Origin of the sequence: Citrobacter koseri ATCC BAA-895 (assembly GCF_000018045.1) — a bacterium.
Lineage (GTDB): Bacteria > Pseudomonadota > Gammaproteobacteria > Enterobacterales > Enterobacteriaceae > Citrobacter_B > Citrobacter_B koseri.
Window position 1 is genome coordinate 1,080,811 of the sequence record NC_009792.1, and the last position, 16,282, is coordinate 1,097,092.

Consider the following 16,282-nt stretch of genomic DNA (forward strand, 5'->3'; position numbering starts at 1 on the left):
TACGTGCAACAGATAGCCCGCTCTGTCGCCCTGGCATTTAATAATCTGCCCCGACCCCACCGCGTTATGCTGGGGTCGCTTACTGTTCTGACACTGGCCGTCGCGGTATGGCGGCCTTACGTTTACCACCCTGACTCTGCGCCCATCGTCAAAACCATCGAACTGGAAAAGAGTGAAATTCGTTCGCTGCTGCCTGAGGCCAGCGAACCGATTGATCAGGCGGCGCAGGAAGATGAAGCGATCCCACAGGATGAGCTGGACGACAAAACGTCTGGCGAAGTGGGCGTGCATGAATATGTTGTCTCCACCGGCGATACGCTGAGCAGCATTTTGAATCAGTATGGCATTGATATGGGCGATATCAGCCGACTGGCCGCTGCGGATAAGGAACTCCGTAATCTGAAAATCGGCCAGCAGATCTCCTGGACGTTGACGCCGGACGGCGATTTGCAACGTCTGACCTGGGAAGTCTCACGCCGCGAAACGCGTACCTACGATCGTAGCGGAACGGGTTTCAAAATGAGCAGCGAAATGCAGCAGGGCGACTGGGTCAATAGCCTGATGAAAGGCACAGTTGGTGGAAGCTTTGTCGCCAGTGCGAAAGACGCCGGTTTGACCAGCGCAGAAGTCAGCGCCGTCATTAAAGCGATGCAGTGGCAGATGGACTTCCGTAAGCTGAAAAAAGGCGATGAGTTCTCTGTGTTGATGTCGCGTGAAATGCTGGATGGCAAACGTGAACAGAGCCAGCTTCTGGGTGTGCGTCTGCGTTCAGATGGAAAAGATTATTACGCGATTCGCGCGGAGGACGGTAAGTTCTATGACCGAAACGGTACAGGGCTTGCGAAAGGATTCCTGCGCTTCCCGACGGCGAAGCAGTTCCGCATTTCGTCAAACTTTAATCCGCGTCGTCTGAACCCGGTGACCGGTCGCGTTGCGCCGCATAAAGGCGTCGATTTTGCGATGCCGCAAGGTACGCCCGTGCTGTCGGTCGGTGACGGCGAGGTCGTGGTAGCGAAACGCAGCGGCGCGGCAGGTTATTATGTCGCTATCCGTCACGGCCGTACTTACACCACGCGTTATATGCACCTGCGTAAGCTGCTGGTGAAACCTGGGCAGAAAGTGAAACGTGGCGATCGTATCGCGCTGTCAGGCAATACCGGGCGTTCTACCGGGCCGCATCTGCACTATGAAGTCTGGATTAACCAGCAGGCTGTTAACCCGCTGACGGCAAAACTGCCGCGTACCGAAGGGCTGACAGGTTCTGACCGCCGTGCTTATCTGGCGCAGGTTAAAGAAGTCCTGCCGCAGTTGCGCTTCGATTAATAAATACGCTTATGGAGCCGGTACGCGATGCGTACCGGCTTTTTTATTTTGTGTGGCGCACAGCGCGCCGCTACACTATCAACAGATTTACTTTTCGTGGCATCAAACACTGGAAAAGCATGGAAACGAAAAAAAATAACATTGAGTACATCCCTGAGTTTGAGAAATCTTTTCGTCATCCACGCTATTGGGGGGCCTGGCTGGGCGTGGCCGCAATGGCGGGTATTGCATTAACGCCCGCGTCGTTTCGCGATCCTTTACTGGCGAAGCTGGGACGTTTTGCCGGACGTCTGGGGAAAAGCGCCCGGCGTCGCGCGCTGATCAACTTATCTCTGTGTTTTCCTGAGTACAGCGAAGCAGAGCGTGAAGCTATTGTCGACAGAATGTTTGCGACCGCGCCACAGGCGATGACCATGATGGCCGAACTGGCGATTCGTGGGCCTGAAAAACTGCAAAAGCGCGTCGACTGGCAGGGGCTGGAGATCATTGATGAGCTGCGGCGGAATAATGAAAAGGTGATCTTTCTGGTGCCGCACGGGTGGGGCGTGGATATTCCCGCGATGCTGATGGCGTCCCAGGGGCAGAAAATGGCGGCGATGTTCCATAACCAGGGCAACCCGGTATTTGACTATGTCTGGAACACGGTTCGTCGTCGTTTTGGCGGTCGTCTGCATGCGCGCAATGATGGTATCAAGCCGTTTATCCAGTCTGTCCGTCAGGGCTACTGGGGATACTATCTGCCGGATCAGGATCATGGCCCGGAACACAGTGAGTTTGTTGATTTCTTCGCGACCTACAAAGCGACGCTGCCAGCCATTGGCCGGTTAATGAAGGTGTGTCGTGCTCGCGTGGTGCCGCTTTTCCCGGTTTATGATGGTAAAACGCACCGTCTGACCATCCAGGTGCGACCGCCGATGGACGATCTTCTGACTGCGGATGACCACACTATCGCCAGACGGATGAATGAAGAGGTGGAGATTTTTGTCAGACCGCATCCTGAGCAATATACCTGGATTCTGAAACTGCTCAAAACCCGCAAACCGGGTGAAATTCAGCCGTATAAGCGCAAAGAGTGGTATCCCATCAAATAAAAAAAGCCTCTCGTCAGAGAGGCTTTTTTGTTACCCGGCCTGTAAGCCTGATAAGCGAAGCGCCATCAGGCTCATCACCAACGATTACTCGACGGTTAGGATACGCGTGGTATTGGTGGAGCCGATGGTGCTCATCACGTCGCCCTGGGTCACGATAACCAGATCGCCCGAAACCAGATAGCCTTTATCGCGCAGCAGGTTAACTGCTTCGCTTGCCGCAACAACGCCGTCCGCCGCGCTGTCAAAGTGAACCGGCGTAACGCCACGGTAAAGAGAGGTCAGGTTCAGCGTGCGTTCATGGCGGGACATGGCGAAAATCGGCAGGCCGGAACTGATACGCGAAGTCATCAGCGCCGTACGACCGGATTCGGTCATGGAGATAATCGCCGTTACCCCTTTCAGGTGGTTCGCTGCATACATGGCGGACATTGCGATCGCTTCTTCAACGTTGTCGAACTGGACATCCAGACGGTGTTTAGAGACATTGATGCTCGGGATCTTTTCTGCGCCCAGGCAAACGCGCGCCATTGCCGCAACGGTTTCTGCCGGGTATTGTCCTGCCGCCGTTTCTGCCGACAGCATGACGGCGTCGGTGCCGTCCAGCACGGCGTTCGCCACGTCCATCACTTCCGCGCGGGTCGGCATTGGGTTGGTGATCATCGATTCCATCATCTGCGTGGCGGTAATCACCGCACGATTCAACTGACGAGCGCGGCGAATCAGCGCTTTTTGAATCCCGACCAGTTCAGGATCGCCAATCTCAACGCCGAGGTCGCCACGCGCAACCATCACCACGTCTGATGCAAGAATAATGTCGTCCATTGCGTTCTGGTCGCAGACGGCTTCCGCGCGCTCTACTTTCGCGACGATTTTGGCGTCGCAACCTGCATCGCGCGCCAGGCGACGCGCATAATTCAGATCTTCGCCGCAGCGCGGGAAGGAGACCGCCAGATAATCCACGCCGATCTGCGCTGCGGTAACGATATCCGCTTTATCTTTCTCGGTCAGCGCTTCGGCGGAGAGACCGCCGCCCAGCTTGTTGATCCCTTTATTGTTAGAGAGCGGGCCGCCGACGGTCACTTCGGTGAAGACTTTCATGCCCTGAACTTCCAGCACTTTTAGCTGTACGCGACCATCATCAAGCAGCAGGATGTCGCCAGGCACGACGTCAGCAGGCAGACCTTTATAATCAATACCGACTTTATCTTTGTCGCCTTCGCCTTTGCCCAGGTTGGCATCAAGAAGGAATTTATCGCCGATATTGAGGAAAACTTTGCCTTCTTTAAAGGTGGATACACGAATTTTTGGCCCCTGGAGGTCACCCAGAATCGCCACATGACGCCCCAGTTTGGCGGCAATCTCACGAACTTTATCCGCGCGCACTTTGTGATCTTCCGGCGTGCCGTGAGAGAAGTTCATACGTACGACGTTCGCGCCAGCAGCGATAATCTTTTCAAGGTTGTTATCGCGGTCAGTTGCCGGGCCTAACGTGGTAACGATTTTGGTTCTGCGAAGCCTTCTGGACATGTAATACTCCGTTGACTGAAACAACTTGGTGTTGCGTGAACATTGATCCGGTCGTTCTGAGACCTTAACGGTTAAAAATGAACGTATCCGAATGACGAAAAGGATAGAACATTGTTATTGCTTTTAGCTGTCATTACTCTTGATGAGTAATTCTTTATCAAAACGCGATTCCTTGAGCGCTTCCTTGACACGCTTCAAGTTATCTCTGAATTTTGCCCCACGACGCAAAGTAAATCCTGTTGCCAGCACATCTATCACGGTCAGTTGAGCAAGTCGAGAGATCATGGGCATATAAATGTCAGTATCTTCCGGCACATCAAGGGTAATTGCCAGCGTTGCTTCTCGTGCCAGCGGCGTTCCGGCAGAGGTTAGCGCAATCACCATCGCATCGTTTTCGCGCGCCAGCTGCGCCAGTTCCACCAGACTTTTGGTTCGGCCGGTGTGGGAAATGAGCACGACCACGTCATCATCGCTACAATTCATACAACTCATACGTTGCAGGACAATGTCGTCGGAGTAGATCACCGGCACGTTGAAGCGAAAAAACTTGTTCATGGCGTCGTGCGCCACGGCCGCAGAGGAACCCAGGCCAAAAAAGGCGATTTTCTTCGCCTGGGTGAGCAAATCGACGGCACGGTTTATCGCAGATTTATCCAGCGACTGGCGAACGTGGTCCAGACTGGCCATCGCAGACTCGAAGATTTTCCCCGTATAGGACTCAACGCTGTCATCTTCATCCACATTGCGATTAACATAAGGGGTACCATTCGCCAGACTTTGTGCCAGATGCAGTTTAAAATCAGGGAAGCCGCGCGTATCCATGCTGCGGCAAAAACGGTTCACGGTAGGCTCACTGACGTTCGCTTCCTGGGCCAGAGTAGCAATACTTGAATGAATCGCGCGGTCGGGGGAGGCAACGATAACATCGGCTACTTTACGTTCTGACTTGCTCAAATGTTCCAGTTGAGACTGGATTTTTTCTAGCATATTCATGATGTAGAAAAGCTCACAGTTAATAACGATTTCAATGATGTGAGAAATCGAGATGCGATTTTGTTAGATATTACCCCTGAGCATCCGGGAAGGGGGCAAAATGGATAGAATAGTTGTTGTTTTTTTTCATTACATGATCGGTGTCTGATTTTAGCTGTCTGTTACATGTACGAAAACGACAATTTTTTTATCTGTTTTACGGCTATTTACCGCGGGAAAACCGAAGAACGCCCGAATCGCACGGGTGGATAAGCGTTTACAGTTTCGGGATTCACGTAAAAGCAGTACAGTGCATTGTAATAAAATTACAACTATACCCTGGCAAAAGCACCGGGATATTTAACTGAGGAGAATGACATGGCGGTAACGCAAACAGCCCAGGCATGTGACCTGGTCATTTTCGGCGCGAAAGGCGACCTGGCGCGCCGAAAATTGCTGCCTTCCCTGTATCAACTGGAGAAAGCCGGTCAGATTAACCCGGATACCCGTATTATCGGGGTGGGTCGCGCGGACTGGGACAAAGATGCCTATACCAAAGTGGTTCGCGAAGCGCTCGAAACTTTCATGAAAGAAAAGATTGATGAAGGCTTGTGGGATACCCTGAGCGGCCGTCTGGATTTTTGCAATCTGGACGTTAATGACACTGAGGCGTTCGGTCGTCTGGGGGCCATGCTGGATCAAAAATCGCGCACCACCATTAACTATTTTGCGATGCCGCCGAGCACCTTTGGCGCCATCTGTAAAGGTCTGGGTGAAGCGAAGCTGAACGCTAAACCGGCTCGTGTGGTAATGGAAAAACCGCTGGGCACCTCGCTGGCGACCTCGCGTGAAATCAACGATCAGGTAGGCGAGTACTTTGAAGAGTGCCAGGTTTACCGTATCGACCACTATCTGGGCAAAGAGACCGTTCTTAACCTGCTGGCGCTGCGTTTTGCCAACTCGCTGTTCGTGAATAACTGGGACAACCGCACGATTGATCATGTGGAAATTACCGTTGCGGAAGAGGTGGGTATTGAAGGTCGCTGGGGCTACTTCGACCAGGCGGGCCAGATGCGCGACATGATCCAGAACCACCTGCTGCAAATTCTGTGCATGATTGCGATGTCGCCGCCGTCCGATCTGACGGCCGACAGCATCCGCGATGAGAAAGTGAAAGTGCTGAAGTCGCTGCGCCGCATCGATCGCTCGAACGTGCGCGAGAAAACGGTTCGCGGGCAATACACCACCGGTTTTGCTCAGGGCAAAAAAGTGCCGGGCTACCTCGAAGAAGAGGGAGCGAACAAGAGCAGCAACACCGAGACCTTTGTGGCGATTCGCGTGGACATCGACAACTGGCGCTGGGCGGGCGTACCGTTCTACCTGCGCACCGGTAAACGTCTGCCGACCAAATGCTCTGAGGTTGTCGTCTACTTCAAGACGCCTGAGTTGAACCTGTTCAAAGAATCCTGGCAGGATCTGCCGCAGAACAAGCTGACCATCCGTCTGCAACCTGATGAAGGTGTGGATATCCAGGTGCTTAACAAAGTGCCGGGTCTGGATCACAAACACAATTTGCAGATCACCAAGCTGGATCTGAGCTACTCCGAAACCTTCAATCAAACGCATCTAGCGGATGCTTACGAGCGTCTGTTGCTGGAAACCATGCGCGGTATTCAGGCGCTGTTCGTGCGTCGTGATGAAGTTGAAGAAGCCTGGAAGTGGGTGGACTCCATCACTGAAGCCTGGGAAATGGATAATGATGCGCCAAAACCGTATCAGGCGGGGACCTGGGGGCCGGTCGCTTCGGTGGCGATGATCACCCGTGATGGCCGTTCCTGGAATGAGTTTGAGTAAAATTCCATCTAGCCCATAGGTGTTATTTTACCGGTAACATGATCTAACACAGATTGTAGAACAATTTTTGCACTTTTAAGCCTCGCGTGGATTCACCCGCGGGGCTTTTTTTATTACACTGCCGGAAGTGATTTTGCCCCAGTGCGCCATATAACAAGCGATTCAGCAATATTTAACCTTACTGAAACTCTTTGTTAATCGGCGGCACAGACAAATAAATTTCAGGAGCCTCTATGAATCCAGATTTGTTACGCGTAACAAAACGCATTGTCGAACGCTCGCGTGAGACACGTTCTGCCTACCTCGCCCGTATTGAACAAGCGAGAACATCCACTGTTCATCGCTCGCAGCTGGCATGCGGTAACCTGGCGCACGGCTTTGCCGCCTGCCAGCCTGACGACAAAGCGTCACTGAAGAGCATGTTGCGTAACAATATCGGGATCATCACTTCTTACAACGACATGCTTTCCGCTCATCAGCCGTATGAGCACTATCCAGAGATCATCCGCAAAGCGCTGCATTCTGCGAATGCGGTAGGCCAGGTCGCCGGCGGCGTTCCTGCGATGTGTGATGGTGTGACGCAGGGGCAGGACGGTATGGAGCTTTCTCTGCTGAGCCGCGAAGTGATCGCAATGTCGGCGGCGGTGGGGCTGTCTCACAATATGTTTGATGGCGCGCTGTTCCTTGGCGTGTGTGACAAAATCGTCCCCGGTCTGGCGATGGCGGCGCTGTCATTTGGCCACCTGCCGTCTGTTTTCGTGCCTTCCGGCCCGATGGCAAGCGGTCTGCCTAATAAAGAAAAAGTGCGTATCCGCCAGTTATATGCGGAAGGGAAGGTCGATCGCATGGCGCTGCTGGAATCTGAGGCGGCCTCTTACCACGCGCCAGGCACCTGTACGTTCTACGGCACCGCCAACACCAACCAGATGGTGGTGGAGTTCATGGGGATGCAGTTGCCCGGCTCATCCTTTGTTCACCCGGACGCGCCGTTGCGTGAAGCGCTGACCGCTGCCGCCGCGCGCCAGGTGACGCGCCTGACCGGTAACGGCAACGAATGGATGCCGATCGGTAAGATGATTGATGAAAAAGTGGTCGTGAACGGCATTGTGGCGCTGCTGGCAACCGGCGGTTCAACCAACCACACCATGCACCTCGTCGCGATGGCGCGGGCGGCAGGCATTCTGATTAACTGGGATGACTTCTCCGATCTGTCGGAAATCGTACCGTTGATGGCGCGTCTGTATCCGAATGGCCCGGCAGATATTAACCACTTCCAGGCGGCAGGCGGCGTACCGGCACTGATGCGTGAACTGCTGAATGCGGGACTGCTGCATGAAGATGTGAATACCGTGGCGGGTTTTGGTCTGTCTCGCTATACCTTCGAACCGTGGCTGAACAACGGCGAACTGGACTGGCGCGAAGGGGGGGCGAAATCCCTGGACAGCAATGTGATTGCCACCTTTGATAAGCCGTTCTCCCACCACGGCGGAACGAAAGTGCTGAGCGGCAACCTTGGCCGCGCGGTCATGAAAACGTCTGCGGTGCCGGTTGAAAATCAAATTATTGAAGCGCCAGCGGTTGTTTTTGAAAGTCAGCATGATGTTTTACCGGCTTTTGAAGCGGGTCTGCTTGACCGCGATTGCGTGGTGGTTGTGCGCCATCAGGGACCAAAAGCGAACGGAATGCCAGAATTACATAAACTCATGCCGCCACTTGGTGTATTATTGGACCGTTGTTTCAAAATTGCGTTAGTTACCGATGGACGGCTTTCCGGTGCTTCAGGTAAAGTGCCTTCAGCAATCCATGTAACCCCGGAAGCCTATGATGGCGGGCTGCTGGCGAAAGTACGCGATGGCGACATTATTCGTGTGAATGGACAGACAGGCGAACTGACGCTGCTGGTTGATGATGCGGAACTTGCCGCTCGCCAGCCTCACATTCCTGACCTGAGCGCATCGCGCATCGGTACAGGCCGTGAGATGTTCAGCGCGTTGCGTGAAAAACTGTCCGGCGCCGAGCAGGGCGCAACCTGTATGACGTTTTAAGACGACAAATTTTGTACTCAGGCGAGAGAAAACTCTGATGAAAAACTGGAAAACAAGTGCAGAAGCAATCCTGACCACAGGCCCGGTTGTGCCGGTGATCGTGGTGAACAAACTGGAACACGCGGTGCCGATGGCAAAAGCGCTGGTTGCAGGCGGTGTGCGCGTTCTGGAAGTGACTTTACGTACCGCGTGTGCGATGGATGCCATCCGTGCTATCGCGAAAGAAGTGCCGGAAGCGATCATCGGTGCGGGTACGGTTCTGAACGCGCAACAGCTGGCGGAAGTGACGGAAGCGGGCGCGCAGTTTGCTATCAGCCCGGGCCTGACGGAGCCTCTGCTGAAAGCGGCGACCGAAGGCACCATTCCGCTGATTCCAGGTATCAGCACTGTTTCCGAACTGATGCTGGGTATGGACTACGGCCTGAAAGAGTTCAAATTCTTCCCGGCGGAAGCTAACGGCGGCACCAAAGCGTTGCAGGCGATCGCAGGTCCGTTCTCTCAGGTACGCTTCTGCCCGACTGGCGGTATCTCTCCGGCGAACTACCGTGACTACCTGGCGCTGAAAAGCGTTCTGTGTATCGGGGGTTCCTGGCTGGTTCCGGCTGACGCGCTGGAAGCGGGGGACTACGATCGCATCACGAAACTGGCTCGCGAAGCGGTAGAAGGCGCGAAACAGTAAGCCAAATGCCCGGTGGCGCCGACGCTTACCGGGCCTACGTTTTATAGGGTTGTAGGCCGGATAAGCGCAGCGCCATCCGGCATTTTTTTACCCCGCGACGTTCACCTGCGCCGCCGCGTGTTTTGCACGCTCAACGGCCTCTTCGACGCGTTCCGCTGTCGCCAGCGCGACGCCTAACCGACGAGTTCCGTCGATGTCCGGCTTGCCGAAGAACCGCACCTGTAAACCCGCTCCGACGGCCGCTTGTACATTATCAAACGTTACATTCTGGCTGGTGAGCGTCGGTAAAATAACGGCGGACGCGGCAGGGCCATACTGACGAATTTCGCCCACGGGCAGGCCGAGGAAAGCGCGAACGTGCAGGGCAAACTCTGACAGATCTTGCGAAATCAACGTCACCATGCCGGTATCATGCGGTCGCGGGGAGACTTCGCTAAAGACCACCTCATCGCCGCAGACAAAAAGCTCGACGCCAAATAACCCATAGCCGCCTAACGCCAGAACAACCTTGCGGGCGATCTCCTGCGCGCGCGCCAGCGCCAGATCGCTCATCTGCTGCGGTTGCCAGGATTCACGATAATCGCCGTCTTCCTGACGATGGCCGACAGGGGCGCAAAAATGGACGCCGTCTATGGCGCTGACGGTCAGCAGAGTGATTTCAAAATCGAATTTAACCACGCCTTCGACAATTACGCGCCCTGCGCCAGCGCGGCCGCCCTGTTGGGCATATTCCCATGCCTGCGACAGTTGGTCGGCGCTGCGGATGAAACTCTGTCCTTTACCGGAAGAACTCATCACCGGCTTCACGATGCAGGGAAAACCGATCTCTGCCACCGCCTCGCGAAAGCGTTCTTCGCTGTCGGCAAAACGGAAAGAAGAGGTCGGCAACGCCAGCTCTTCTGCCGCCAGACGACGGATGCCTTCACGGTTCATCGTCAGTTGCGTCGCCCGGGCGCAAGGCACCACATTCAGTCCTTCCTGCTCCAGTTCTACCAGCATGTCCGTCGCGATAGCTTCAATTTCCGGCACAATGAAATGCGGCTTTTCGCGTTCAACCACGCGGCGCAGCGCTTCGCCATCCAGCATATTGATGACGTGTGAGCGGTGGGCGACGTGCATCGCTGGCGCATCCGGGTAGCGATCCACCGCGATAACTTCCACACCCAGGCGTTGGCATTCGATCGCCACTTCTTTTCCCAGTTCGCCTGAACCCAATAACATTACGCGCGTAGCCGCCGGACGCAGCGCGGTGCCTAATAACGTCATAAAATATATCCCCTGATTTAACTGGGCGCAGTATATACGAAAACGTTTGCGTCTGTCTTTATTGCCAGGTTGATTTCATTACTGAAAAGTAATATGCTGTACATAATTACAGGTAATTGAGAGGCTGCAAAAATGGCGGTTGAAGTTAAATACGTGGTCATTCGGGAAGGTGAGGAAAAAATGTCGTTTACCAGCAAAAAGGACGCCGATGCGTATGACAAAATGCTTGATACGGCAGACCTGCTCGACACATGGCTTGAGCAGTCTCCGGTAGCGATGGAAGACGAACAGCGCGAAGCGCTTTCTCTGTGGCTGGCTGAACAAAAAGACGTATTGAGCACGATCCTGAAAACCGGCAAATTGCCGTCGCCGCAGGTGGTTAAAAGCGATGCGACGACGGAGGATGACACGCAAGCGGCCTGAGTCTGACTTGCGCTCCTGACGTTTTGTACCATGCTTTTTCCTGAATCATTGTGCTATGCCCGTGGATTTCGCGTTGCAAACATGCAGCCTGAAAGACGAAGGAGATATAAGGAGAAAAAGTATGAATAAAAAAAGAGGAGCGCTGTTGAGCCTGCTGTTGTTGTCCGCCAGCGTATCGGTCTTCGCTGCCGATACGGCCAGCAAATCGGTGAAATTCCCGACCTGTGAAGGGCTGAACGCTGATGGGATCGCCGCCAGCGTAAAGCGCGATTATCAACAAAACCGTATCGTACGTTGGGCTGATGACCAAAAAAAGGTCGGACAGGCGAATCCGGTAGTGTGGGTCAACACTCAGGATATTACCGGCAAAGAGGGTAACTGGATGGTTCCTCTGACTGTTCGCGGGAAAAGTGCCGATCTTCATTATCTGGTAAAGGTTGATTGCAAAGCCGGAACCGCGGAATACCAGCCCCGCTAATGGCAAATTTGCGCATCTTTTGCTGAATTAGACACTTCCTGACATCCCCTCAAGTACGCTTTGACGATTCATCGTTTGTATTTGAGGGGCAAAATGGCTAATTGGCTAAACCAATTACAATCTCTTCTCGGGCAAAACGGAGCCTCTGCATCTTCTTCAGGCGAACAAGGGCTGAGTAAACTGCTGGTTCCCGGCGCGTTAGGCGGTCTGGCCGGTTTACTGGTCGCCAATAAATCTTCCCGTAAGTTACTGACTAAATATGGCACCAGCGCCCTGTTGGTTGGCGGCGGCGCGGTGGCAGGCACCGTCTTATGGAACAAATACAAAGAGAGGGTTCGTGCTGCGCATCAGGATGAGCCGCAATTCGGCGCGCAGAGTACGCCGCTGGACCAACGAACCGAGCGGTTGATCCTCGCCCTGGTGTTTGCGGCGAAAAGCGACGGGCATATCGATAGCCAGGAGCGTGCAGCCATCGAACGCCAGTTGCGTGAAGCCGGGGTGGAAGAGCAGGGACGTGTGCTTATCGAACAGGCGATTGAACAGCCACTCGAGCCGCAGCGTCTGGCGCAAGGCATCCGTAATGAGGAAGAGGCGCTGGAAATCTACTTTCTGAGCTGTGCCGCCATTGATATCGACCATTTTATGGAGCGCAGTTATCTGAATGCGTTGGGCGATGCGCTGAAAATTCCTCAGGATGTGCGGGATGGCATCGAGCAGGATCTGCAACAGCAAAAACAGGCTCTGCCAGGCTAACGTAATCCCCTGCATAGCATGTTTCGCTTGCATCGTGCGTGACTTTTGCCACCCTTATAGGGTGTTTAAAGACAAAAGAACAAAGACATGCTACCAAAAGCCACCCGTATTCCGCACACCATGACGCTGCATGGCGACACCCGTGTCGATAACTATTATTGGCTGCGAGACGACTCCCGCTCGCAGCCTGATGTCCTTGACTATCTGCATCAGGAAAACGCCTATGGACATCAGGTCATGGCGTCACAGCAGGCGTTACAGGAGCGCGTGCTGAAAGAGATTATCGATCGCATTCCGCCCAGAGATGTTTCCGCACCTTACGTCAAAAATGGTTATCGCTACCGGCAAATTTATGAGCCAGGGTGTGAATATGCTATTTACCAACGCCAGCCGGCGCGAAGTGAAGAGTCGGATGCGTGGGATTTATTGCTGGATGCGAATCAGCGAGCGGCCCACAGCGAGTTTTATACTCTCGGTGGAATGGCCATTACGCCGGACAACACCATCATGGCGCTGGCGGAAGATTATCTTTCCCGTCGTCAGTATGGGCTGCGTTTTCGTAATCTTGAAAGCGGTAACTGGTACCCGGAACTGCTGGATAACGTGGCGCCAGAGTTTGTCTGGGCGAATGATTCGCTGACGCTTTACTACGTGCGTAAACACAGCACCACGTTGCTGCCTTACCAGGTATGGCGCCATACCGTGGGTACGCCGGCCACGCAGGATCAACTGGTCTATGAAGAAAAGGACGACGCTTTTTACGTCAGTTTGCACAAAACCACCTCTCAGCATTATGTGGTGATCCATCTCGCCAGTGCGACCACCAGTGAAGTGCTGTTGCTGGATGCTGAACTGGCCGATGCGGAACCCTTCTCGTTTTTACCGCGGCGTAAAGATCATGAATACAGTCTCGATCATTACCAGCATAAGTTTTATCTGCGTTCCAATCGCCACGGAAAAAACTTTGGTCTGTATCGCAGCCGGGTACGTGATGAAAACGCCTGGGAAGAGCTGATTGCGCCGCGCGAGAGCATCATGCTGGAAGGGTTTACCCTTTTTACCGACTGGCTGGTGGTGGAAGAACGCCAGCGTGGTTTGACCAGCCTGCGGCAGATTAACCGTAAAACGCGTGAAGTAACGGGGATTGCGTTCGACGATCCGGCCTACGTCACATGGCTTGCCTATAACCCTGAACCGGAAACGTCCCGCTTGCGTTATGGTTATTCATCGATGACGACGCCTGACACCTTGTTTGAGCTGGATATGGATACCGGCGAGCGGCGCGTGCTCAAACAAACGGATGTGCCGGGATTTGACGCTGCGAATTATCAGAGCGAGCACCTGTGGATTGTCGCCCGGGATGGTGTAGAGGTTCCGGTTTCGCTGGTTTACCATCGAAAACATTTCCGCAAGGGGCAAAATCCGCTGCTTGTCTACGGCTACGGTTCCTATGGCGCCAGCATGGATGCCGATTTCAGCAGCAGTCGGTTAAGTTTGCTGGATCGCGGGTTTGTTTACGCCATCGTGCATGTTCGCGGCGGCGGTGAGTTAGGTCATCAGTGGTATGAAGACGGTAAGTTTCTGAAAAAGAAAAATACGTTTAATGACTATCTTGATGCCTGCGACGCGTTGCTGAAACTGGGCTACGGCTCGCCTTCATTTTGCTATGGCATGGGCGGCAGCGCGGGCGGCATGTTGATGGGCGTCGCGATTAACGAACGTCCTGAACTTTTTCATGGCGTCATCGCGCAGGTGCCGTTTGTTGACGTCCTGACGACAATGCTTGATGAGTCTATCCCTTTAACCACGGGAGAGTTCGAAGAGTGGGGAAATCCGCAGGATGCGGAATACTACGCGTATATGAAAAGCTACAGTCCGTACGACAACGTCACCGCACAGGACTATCCGCATCTTCTGGTTACCACCGGGTTACATGATTCGCAGGTGCAATACTGGGAACCCGCCAAATGGGTCGCTAAACTGCGCGAACTGAAAACGGATGACCACCTGCTGTTGCTGTGTACGGATATGGATTCCGGGCATGGCGGGAAGTCCGGGCGTTTTAAAGCGTATGAGGGAGTGGCGCTGGAATTCGCTTTTCTGATTGGCCTCGCTCAGGGCACGTTGCCAGGGCAGGCAGGCGCTCAGGCGTCGCTCAGATAGTGTTTAAGCGTTAAACGCAGCTCCGGGCTCATGTTGTCAAGGTTATTAAATAACCAGCGCAGATAGCCCGGATCGCGCTCGGCGACTTCAGAAACGGCTTTGCCGCGATATTTGCCAAACGTAAATGTCGTTAACAGAGCCGGGCGTCCGGTAATGTCGACCATTTGTTCCGCCGTCCAGCCTGACGTGTTCATAATATCGATCAGCAATGCCGCCGTGATATAGCAGTCATACAATGCGCGGTGATGATGAAGGCCGGGCGGTGTTTGCACGCTTAGCTTACGGGATTTGTAGAGCGCCATGTTGCTGTATTTGATCCCCGGCCATAACCGGCGGGACAGCTTCATGGTACAAATCCACTCTCCCGGCATCTCTGGCAGCACACGCCGGTCGAAACTGGCGTTATGCGCGACATACCATTCGCTTCCGTGATAGAGCGGAATGATATCTTCGATCCAGGGTTTATCGGCAACCATCGATTCACTGATACGGTGAATCGCCATCGCCTGCGGGCTGATGGGGCGGTCAGGACGAACCAGATGGCTCATTGGATTGACAATTCTCCCCGCCACCACATCGACAGAGGCAATCTCAACAATCCCGCCCTGTAGTCCGCAGGTTTCCGTATCTATAACTCGCAACATGGGGTGCTCCCGACCGAAAACACCTAGCGTAATGGAATGATATCGCCTTGCCAACCCCGTGTCGTATGCTGACCTGTTAACAACAGAGAACCGCTGTCCGCGCGGACAATGAGCTGGCCGCTTTCATCCCATAGCGCGCTGCTGCCTCCGGCGTTTGCCATCAACACGGCAATGGCAAAGCGATGCGAAAACCGTTGCAGCCGGGAGGTGGAGGTAAATAAATCATGTTCGCTGACGCACTGGCTGGTGGTGAATAACGAAAAGGCGGGATCGATATCAATGCCTTCCGGCTGCTCATCCATCACGCTTATCGTTTTCCGGTGGCGGGCCACGCAGGCGCCGTGGCTTTGATGAAAGATCAGCGGCGATGTCACCCAGGGGGCGAAAATGGCAATGCCTCTGACTAACTGGCCGTTATGCTCAACCGGCAGCCCGGCGATAATCGTCATGCGGTACGCGGATGCCGCATAAGCAAGCGGCTGTAATAAGGACTCATCGGGCGGGACAGGGAGCGCCTGCGCCGTATCGTTGCATCCGGTTAACGACAGGGAAGGGAATACCAGGAGTTCGCATTGCTGGCTGGCAGCAATCTCAACAAATTGCAGATGGTGCGCGACATGTTCTGCCAGCGTGGCGCGAGGTGGTTCATACTGCGCCGCCGCGATTTTCCAGTGTGACATAATGATTTCCTTTTCATAGTGTCTACAATCATCCTCAAATCTTAGTTTAAGAATGTACTTATACTGTAGCAACTCATATGTAAGGAAGTGTAACGCTATATAAGTTTATTTAACTTTCGGTTCGTAAGGTAAGCGTGACAGGGAAACCGACGCCAGACGGTGGGCAATCAGACGTTCACGAAACCATTCGCGCAGGTGTTCTGGCTGTTCACGTTCAACGACTTCTGCCACGACGGGCATATTGTAACGCTCTTTAAACGCCACACCGGCTGCGGCCAGGTCAACGTTGATCTTATCCATGTCAGCTTGTTCAAGTTGAGCCAGGTTCGTTTGCATACGCTTCTCCTTATCATCAATGGCGCGCAAAAGTTACTAAGAGTGCGC

General features: G+C 53.9%; 15 protein-coding genes. 9 read left to right on the forward strand and 6 right to left on the reverse strand.

Features of this window, described 5'->3' with window-relative positions:
• The first annotated feature begins 3 nt into the window (after positions 1 to 3).
• Together mepM and lpxM are read left to right on the forward strand one after the other, a co-directional pair.
• Positions 4 to 1,323 (forward strand): murein DD-endopeptidase MepM, encoded by a 1,320-nt coding sequence (gene mepM, locus CKO_RS04800; protein WP_024130255.1) that lies wholly within the window; start codon positions 4 to 6, stop codon positions 1,321 to 1,323.
• Between the two features lie 119 nt (positions 1,324 to 1,442).
• A complete protein-coding gene (gene lpxM / locus CKO_RS04805; RefSeq protein WP_024130256.1) occupies positions 1,443 to 2,414 on the forward strand; it encodes a lauroyl-Kdo(2)-lipid IV(A) myristoyltransferase in 972 nt (323 codons plus the stop codon).
• Positions 2,415 to 2,498: 84 nt separating this feature from the next.
• On the opposite strand, the gene pyk is transcribed toward lpxM, so the two are convergent.
• Complete coding sequence (gene pyk / locus CKO_RS04810) at positions 2,499 to 3,941, reverse strand: pyruvate kinase (protein ID WP_012132007.1); 1,443 nt, start codon at positions 3,939 to 3,941, stop codon at positions 2,499 to 2,501.
• A 123-nt stretch (positions 3,942 to 4,064) separates the two neighbouring features.
• Positions 4,065 to 4,934, reverse strand: a complete 870-nt coding sequence (gene hexR / locus CKO_RS04815; RefSeq protein ID WP_012132008.1) for a DNA-binding transcriptional regulator HexR — start codon at positions 4,932 to 4,934, stop codon at positions 4,065 to 4,067.
• A 357-nt stretch (positions 4,935 to 5,291) separates the two neighbouring features.
• Between hexR and zwf the strand changes: the two genes are divergently transcribed.
• The 3 genes from zwf (at position 5,292) to kdgA (ending at position 9,491) form a co-directional block, all read left to right on the forward strand.
• Complete coding sequence (gene zwf / locus CKO_RS04820; RefSeq protein WP_012132010.1) at positions 5,292 to 6,767, forward strand: glucose-6-phosphate dehydrogenase; 1,476 nt, start codon at positions 5,292 to 5,294, stop codon at positions 6,765 to 6,767.
• A 233-nt stretch (positions 6,768 to 7,000) separates the two neighbouring features.
• Positions 7,001 to 8,812, forward strand: coding sequence for a phosphogluconate dehydratase (gene edd / locus CKO_RS04825; RefSeq protein ID WP_012132012.1), 1,812 nt, complete (start codon positions 7,001 to 7,003; stop codon positions 8,810 to 8,812).
• Positions 8,813 to 8,849: 37 nt separating this feature from the next.
• Complete coding sequence (kdgA, locus tag CKO_RS04830) at positions 8,850 to 9,491, forward strand: bifunctional 4-hydroxy-2-oxoglutarate aldolase/2-dehydro-3-deoxy-phosphogluconate aldolase (RefSeq protein WP_012132013.1); 642 nt, start codon at positions 8,850 to 8,852, stop codon at positions 9,489 to 9,491.
• An 87-nt stretch (positions 9,492 to 9,578) separates the two neighbouring features.
• Here the strand turns inward: kdgA and purT are convergent, their stop codons facing one another.
• The gene (purT, locus tag CKO_RS04835; protein WP_012132014.1) at positions 9,579 to 10,757 is read right to left on the reverse strand and encodes a formate-dependent phosphoribosylglycinamide formyltransferase; all 1,179 of its coding nucleotides are present in this window, start codon (positions 10,755 to 10,757) and stop codon (positions 9,579 to 9,581) included.
• A 132-nt stretch (positions 10,758 to 10,889) separates the two neighbouring features.
• Here purT and yebG point away from each other — a divergent pair, with 132 nt between their 5' ends.
• From yebG to ptrB, 4 genes are all read left to right on the forward strand, one after another.
• Complete coding sequence (yebG, locus tag CKO_RS04840) at positions 10,890 to 11,180, forward strand: DNA damage-inducible protein YebG (RefSeq protein WP_012132015.1); 291 nt, start codon at positions 10,890 to 10,892, stop codon at positions 11,178 to 11,180.
• A gap of 121 nt (positions 11,181 to 11,301) precedes the next feature.
• Complete coding sequence (gene yebF / locus CKO_RS04845; RefSeq protein ID WP_024130257.1) at positions 11,302 to 11,658, forward strand: protein YebF; 357 nt, start codon at positions 11,302 to 11,304, stop codon at positions 11,656 to 11,658.
• A gap of 93 nt (positions 11,659 to 11,751) precedes the next feature.
• A complete protein-coding gene (locus CKO_RS04850; protein ID WP_012132017.1) occupies positions 11,752 to 12,411 on the forward strand; it encodes a tellurite resistance TerB family protein in 660 nt (219 codons plus the stop codon).
• An 87-nt stretch (positions 12,412 to 12,498) separates the two neighbouring features.
• Positions 12,499 to 14,574 carry an oligopeptidase B gene (ptrB, locus tag CKO_RS04855; RefSeq protein ID WP_012132018.1) on the forward strand — a complete coding sequence of 692 codons (2,076 nt, stop codon included), beginning with the start codon at positions 12,499 to 12,501 and terminating at the stop codon, positions 14,572 to 14,574.
• Here the strand turns inward: ptrB and exoX are convergent.
• From exoX to CKO_RS04870, 3 genes are all read right to left on the reverse strand, one after another.
• On the reverse strand, positions 14,556 to 15,218 hold the full coding sequence (gene exoX / locus CKO_RS04860; RefSeq protein ID WP_012132019.1) for an exodeoxyribonuclease X: 663 nt from the start codon (positions 15,216 to 15,218) through the stop codon (positions 14,556 to 14,558). The two genes, ptrB and exoX, sit on opposite strands and share 19 nt — an antisense overlap.
• 23 nt (positions 15,219 to 15,241) lie before the next feature.
• Positions 15,242 to 15,898 carry a carbon-nitrogen hydrolase family protein gene (locus tag CKO_RS04865; protein WP_024130258.1) on the reverse strand — a complete coding sequence of 219 codons (657 nt, stop codon included), beginning with the start codon at positions 15,896 to 15,898 and terminating at the stop codon, positions 15,242 to 15,244.
• Between the two features lie 105 nt (positions 15,899 to 16,003).
• The gene (locus CKO_RS04870) at positions 16,004 to 16,234 is read right to left on the reverse strand and encodes a DNA polymerase III subunit theta (protein WP_024130259.1); all 231 of its coding nucleotides are present in this window, start codon (positions 16,232 to 16,234) and stop codon (positions 16,004 to 16,006) included.
• Positions 16,235 to 16,282: the final 48 nt, after the last annotated feature.

What these genes read in the sequence shown, in the direction of transcription:
- lpxM (WP_024130256.1), top strand. Translation starts at nt 1,443, where the DNA reads ATGGAAACGAAAAAAAATAACATTGAGTACATCCCTGAGTTTGAGAAA.
- pyk (WP_012132007.1), bottom strand. Translation starts at nt 3,941, where the DNA reads ATGTCCAGAAGGCTTCGCAGAACCAAAATCGTTACCACGTTAGGCCCG.
- hexR (WP_012132008.1), bottom strand. Translation starts at nt 4,934, where the DNA reads ATGAATATGCTAGAAAAAATCCAGTCTCAACTGGAACATTTGAGCAAG.
- zwf (WP_012132010.1), top strand. Translation starts at nt 5,292, where the DNA reads ATGGCGGTAACGCAAACAGCCCAGGCATGTGACCTGGTCATTTTCGGC.
- edd (WP_012132012.1), top strand. Translation starts at nt 7,001, where the DNA reads ATGAATCCAGATTTGTTACGCGTAACAAAACGCATTGTCGAACGCTCG.
- kdgA (WP_012132013.1), top strand. Translation starts at nt 8,850, where the DNA reads ATGAAAAACTGGAAAACAAGTGCAGAAGCAATCCTGACCACAGGCCCG.
- purT (WP_012132014.1), bottom strand. Translation starts at nt 10,757, where the DNA reads ATGACGTTATTAGGCACCGCGCTGCGTCCGGCGGCTACGCGCGTAATG.
- yebG (WP_012132015.1), top strand. Translation starts at nt 10,890, where the DNA reads ATGGCGGTTGAAGTTAAATACGTGGTCATTCGGGAAGGTGAGGAAAAA.
- yebF (WP_024130257.1), top strand. Translation starts at nt 11,302, where the DNA reads ATGAATAAAAAAAGAGGAGCGCTGTTGAGCCTGCTGTTGTTGTCCGCC.
- CKO_RS04850 (WP_012132017.1), top strand. Translation starts at nt 11,752, where the DNA reads ATGGCTAATTGGCTAAACCAATTACAATCTCTTCTCGGGCAAAACGGA.
- ptrB (WP_012132018.1), top strand. Translation starts at nt 12,499, where the DNA reads ATGCTACCAAAAGCCACCCGTATTCCGCACACCATGACGCTGCATGGC.
- exoX (WP_012132019.1), bottom strand. Translation starts at nt 15,218, where the DNA reads ATGTTGCGAGTTATAGATACGGAAACCTGCGGACTACAGGGCGGGATT.
- CKO_RS04865 (WP_024130258.1), bottom strand. Translation starts at nt 15,898, where the DNA reads ATGTCACACTGGAAAATCGCGGCGGCGCAGTATGAACCACCTCGCGCC.
- CKO_RS04870 (WP_024130259.1), bottom strand. Translation starts at nt 16,234, where the DNA reads ATGCAAACGAACCTGGCTCAACTTGAACAAGCTGACATGGATAAGATC.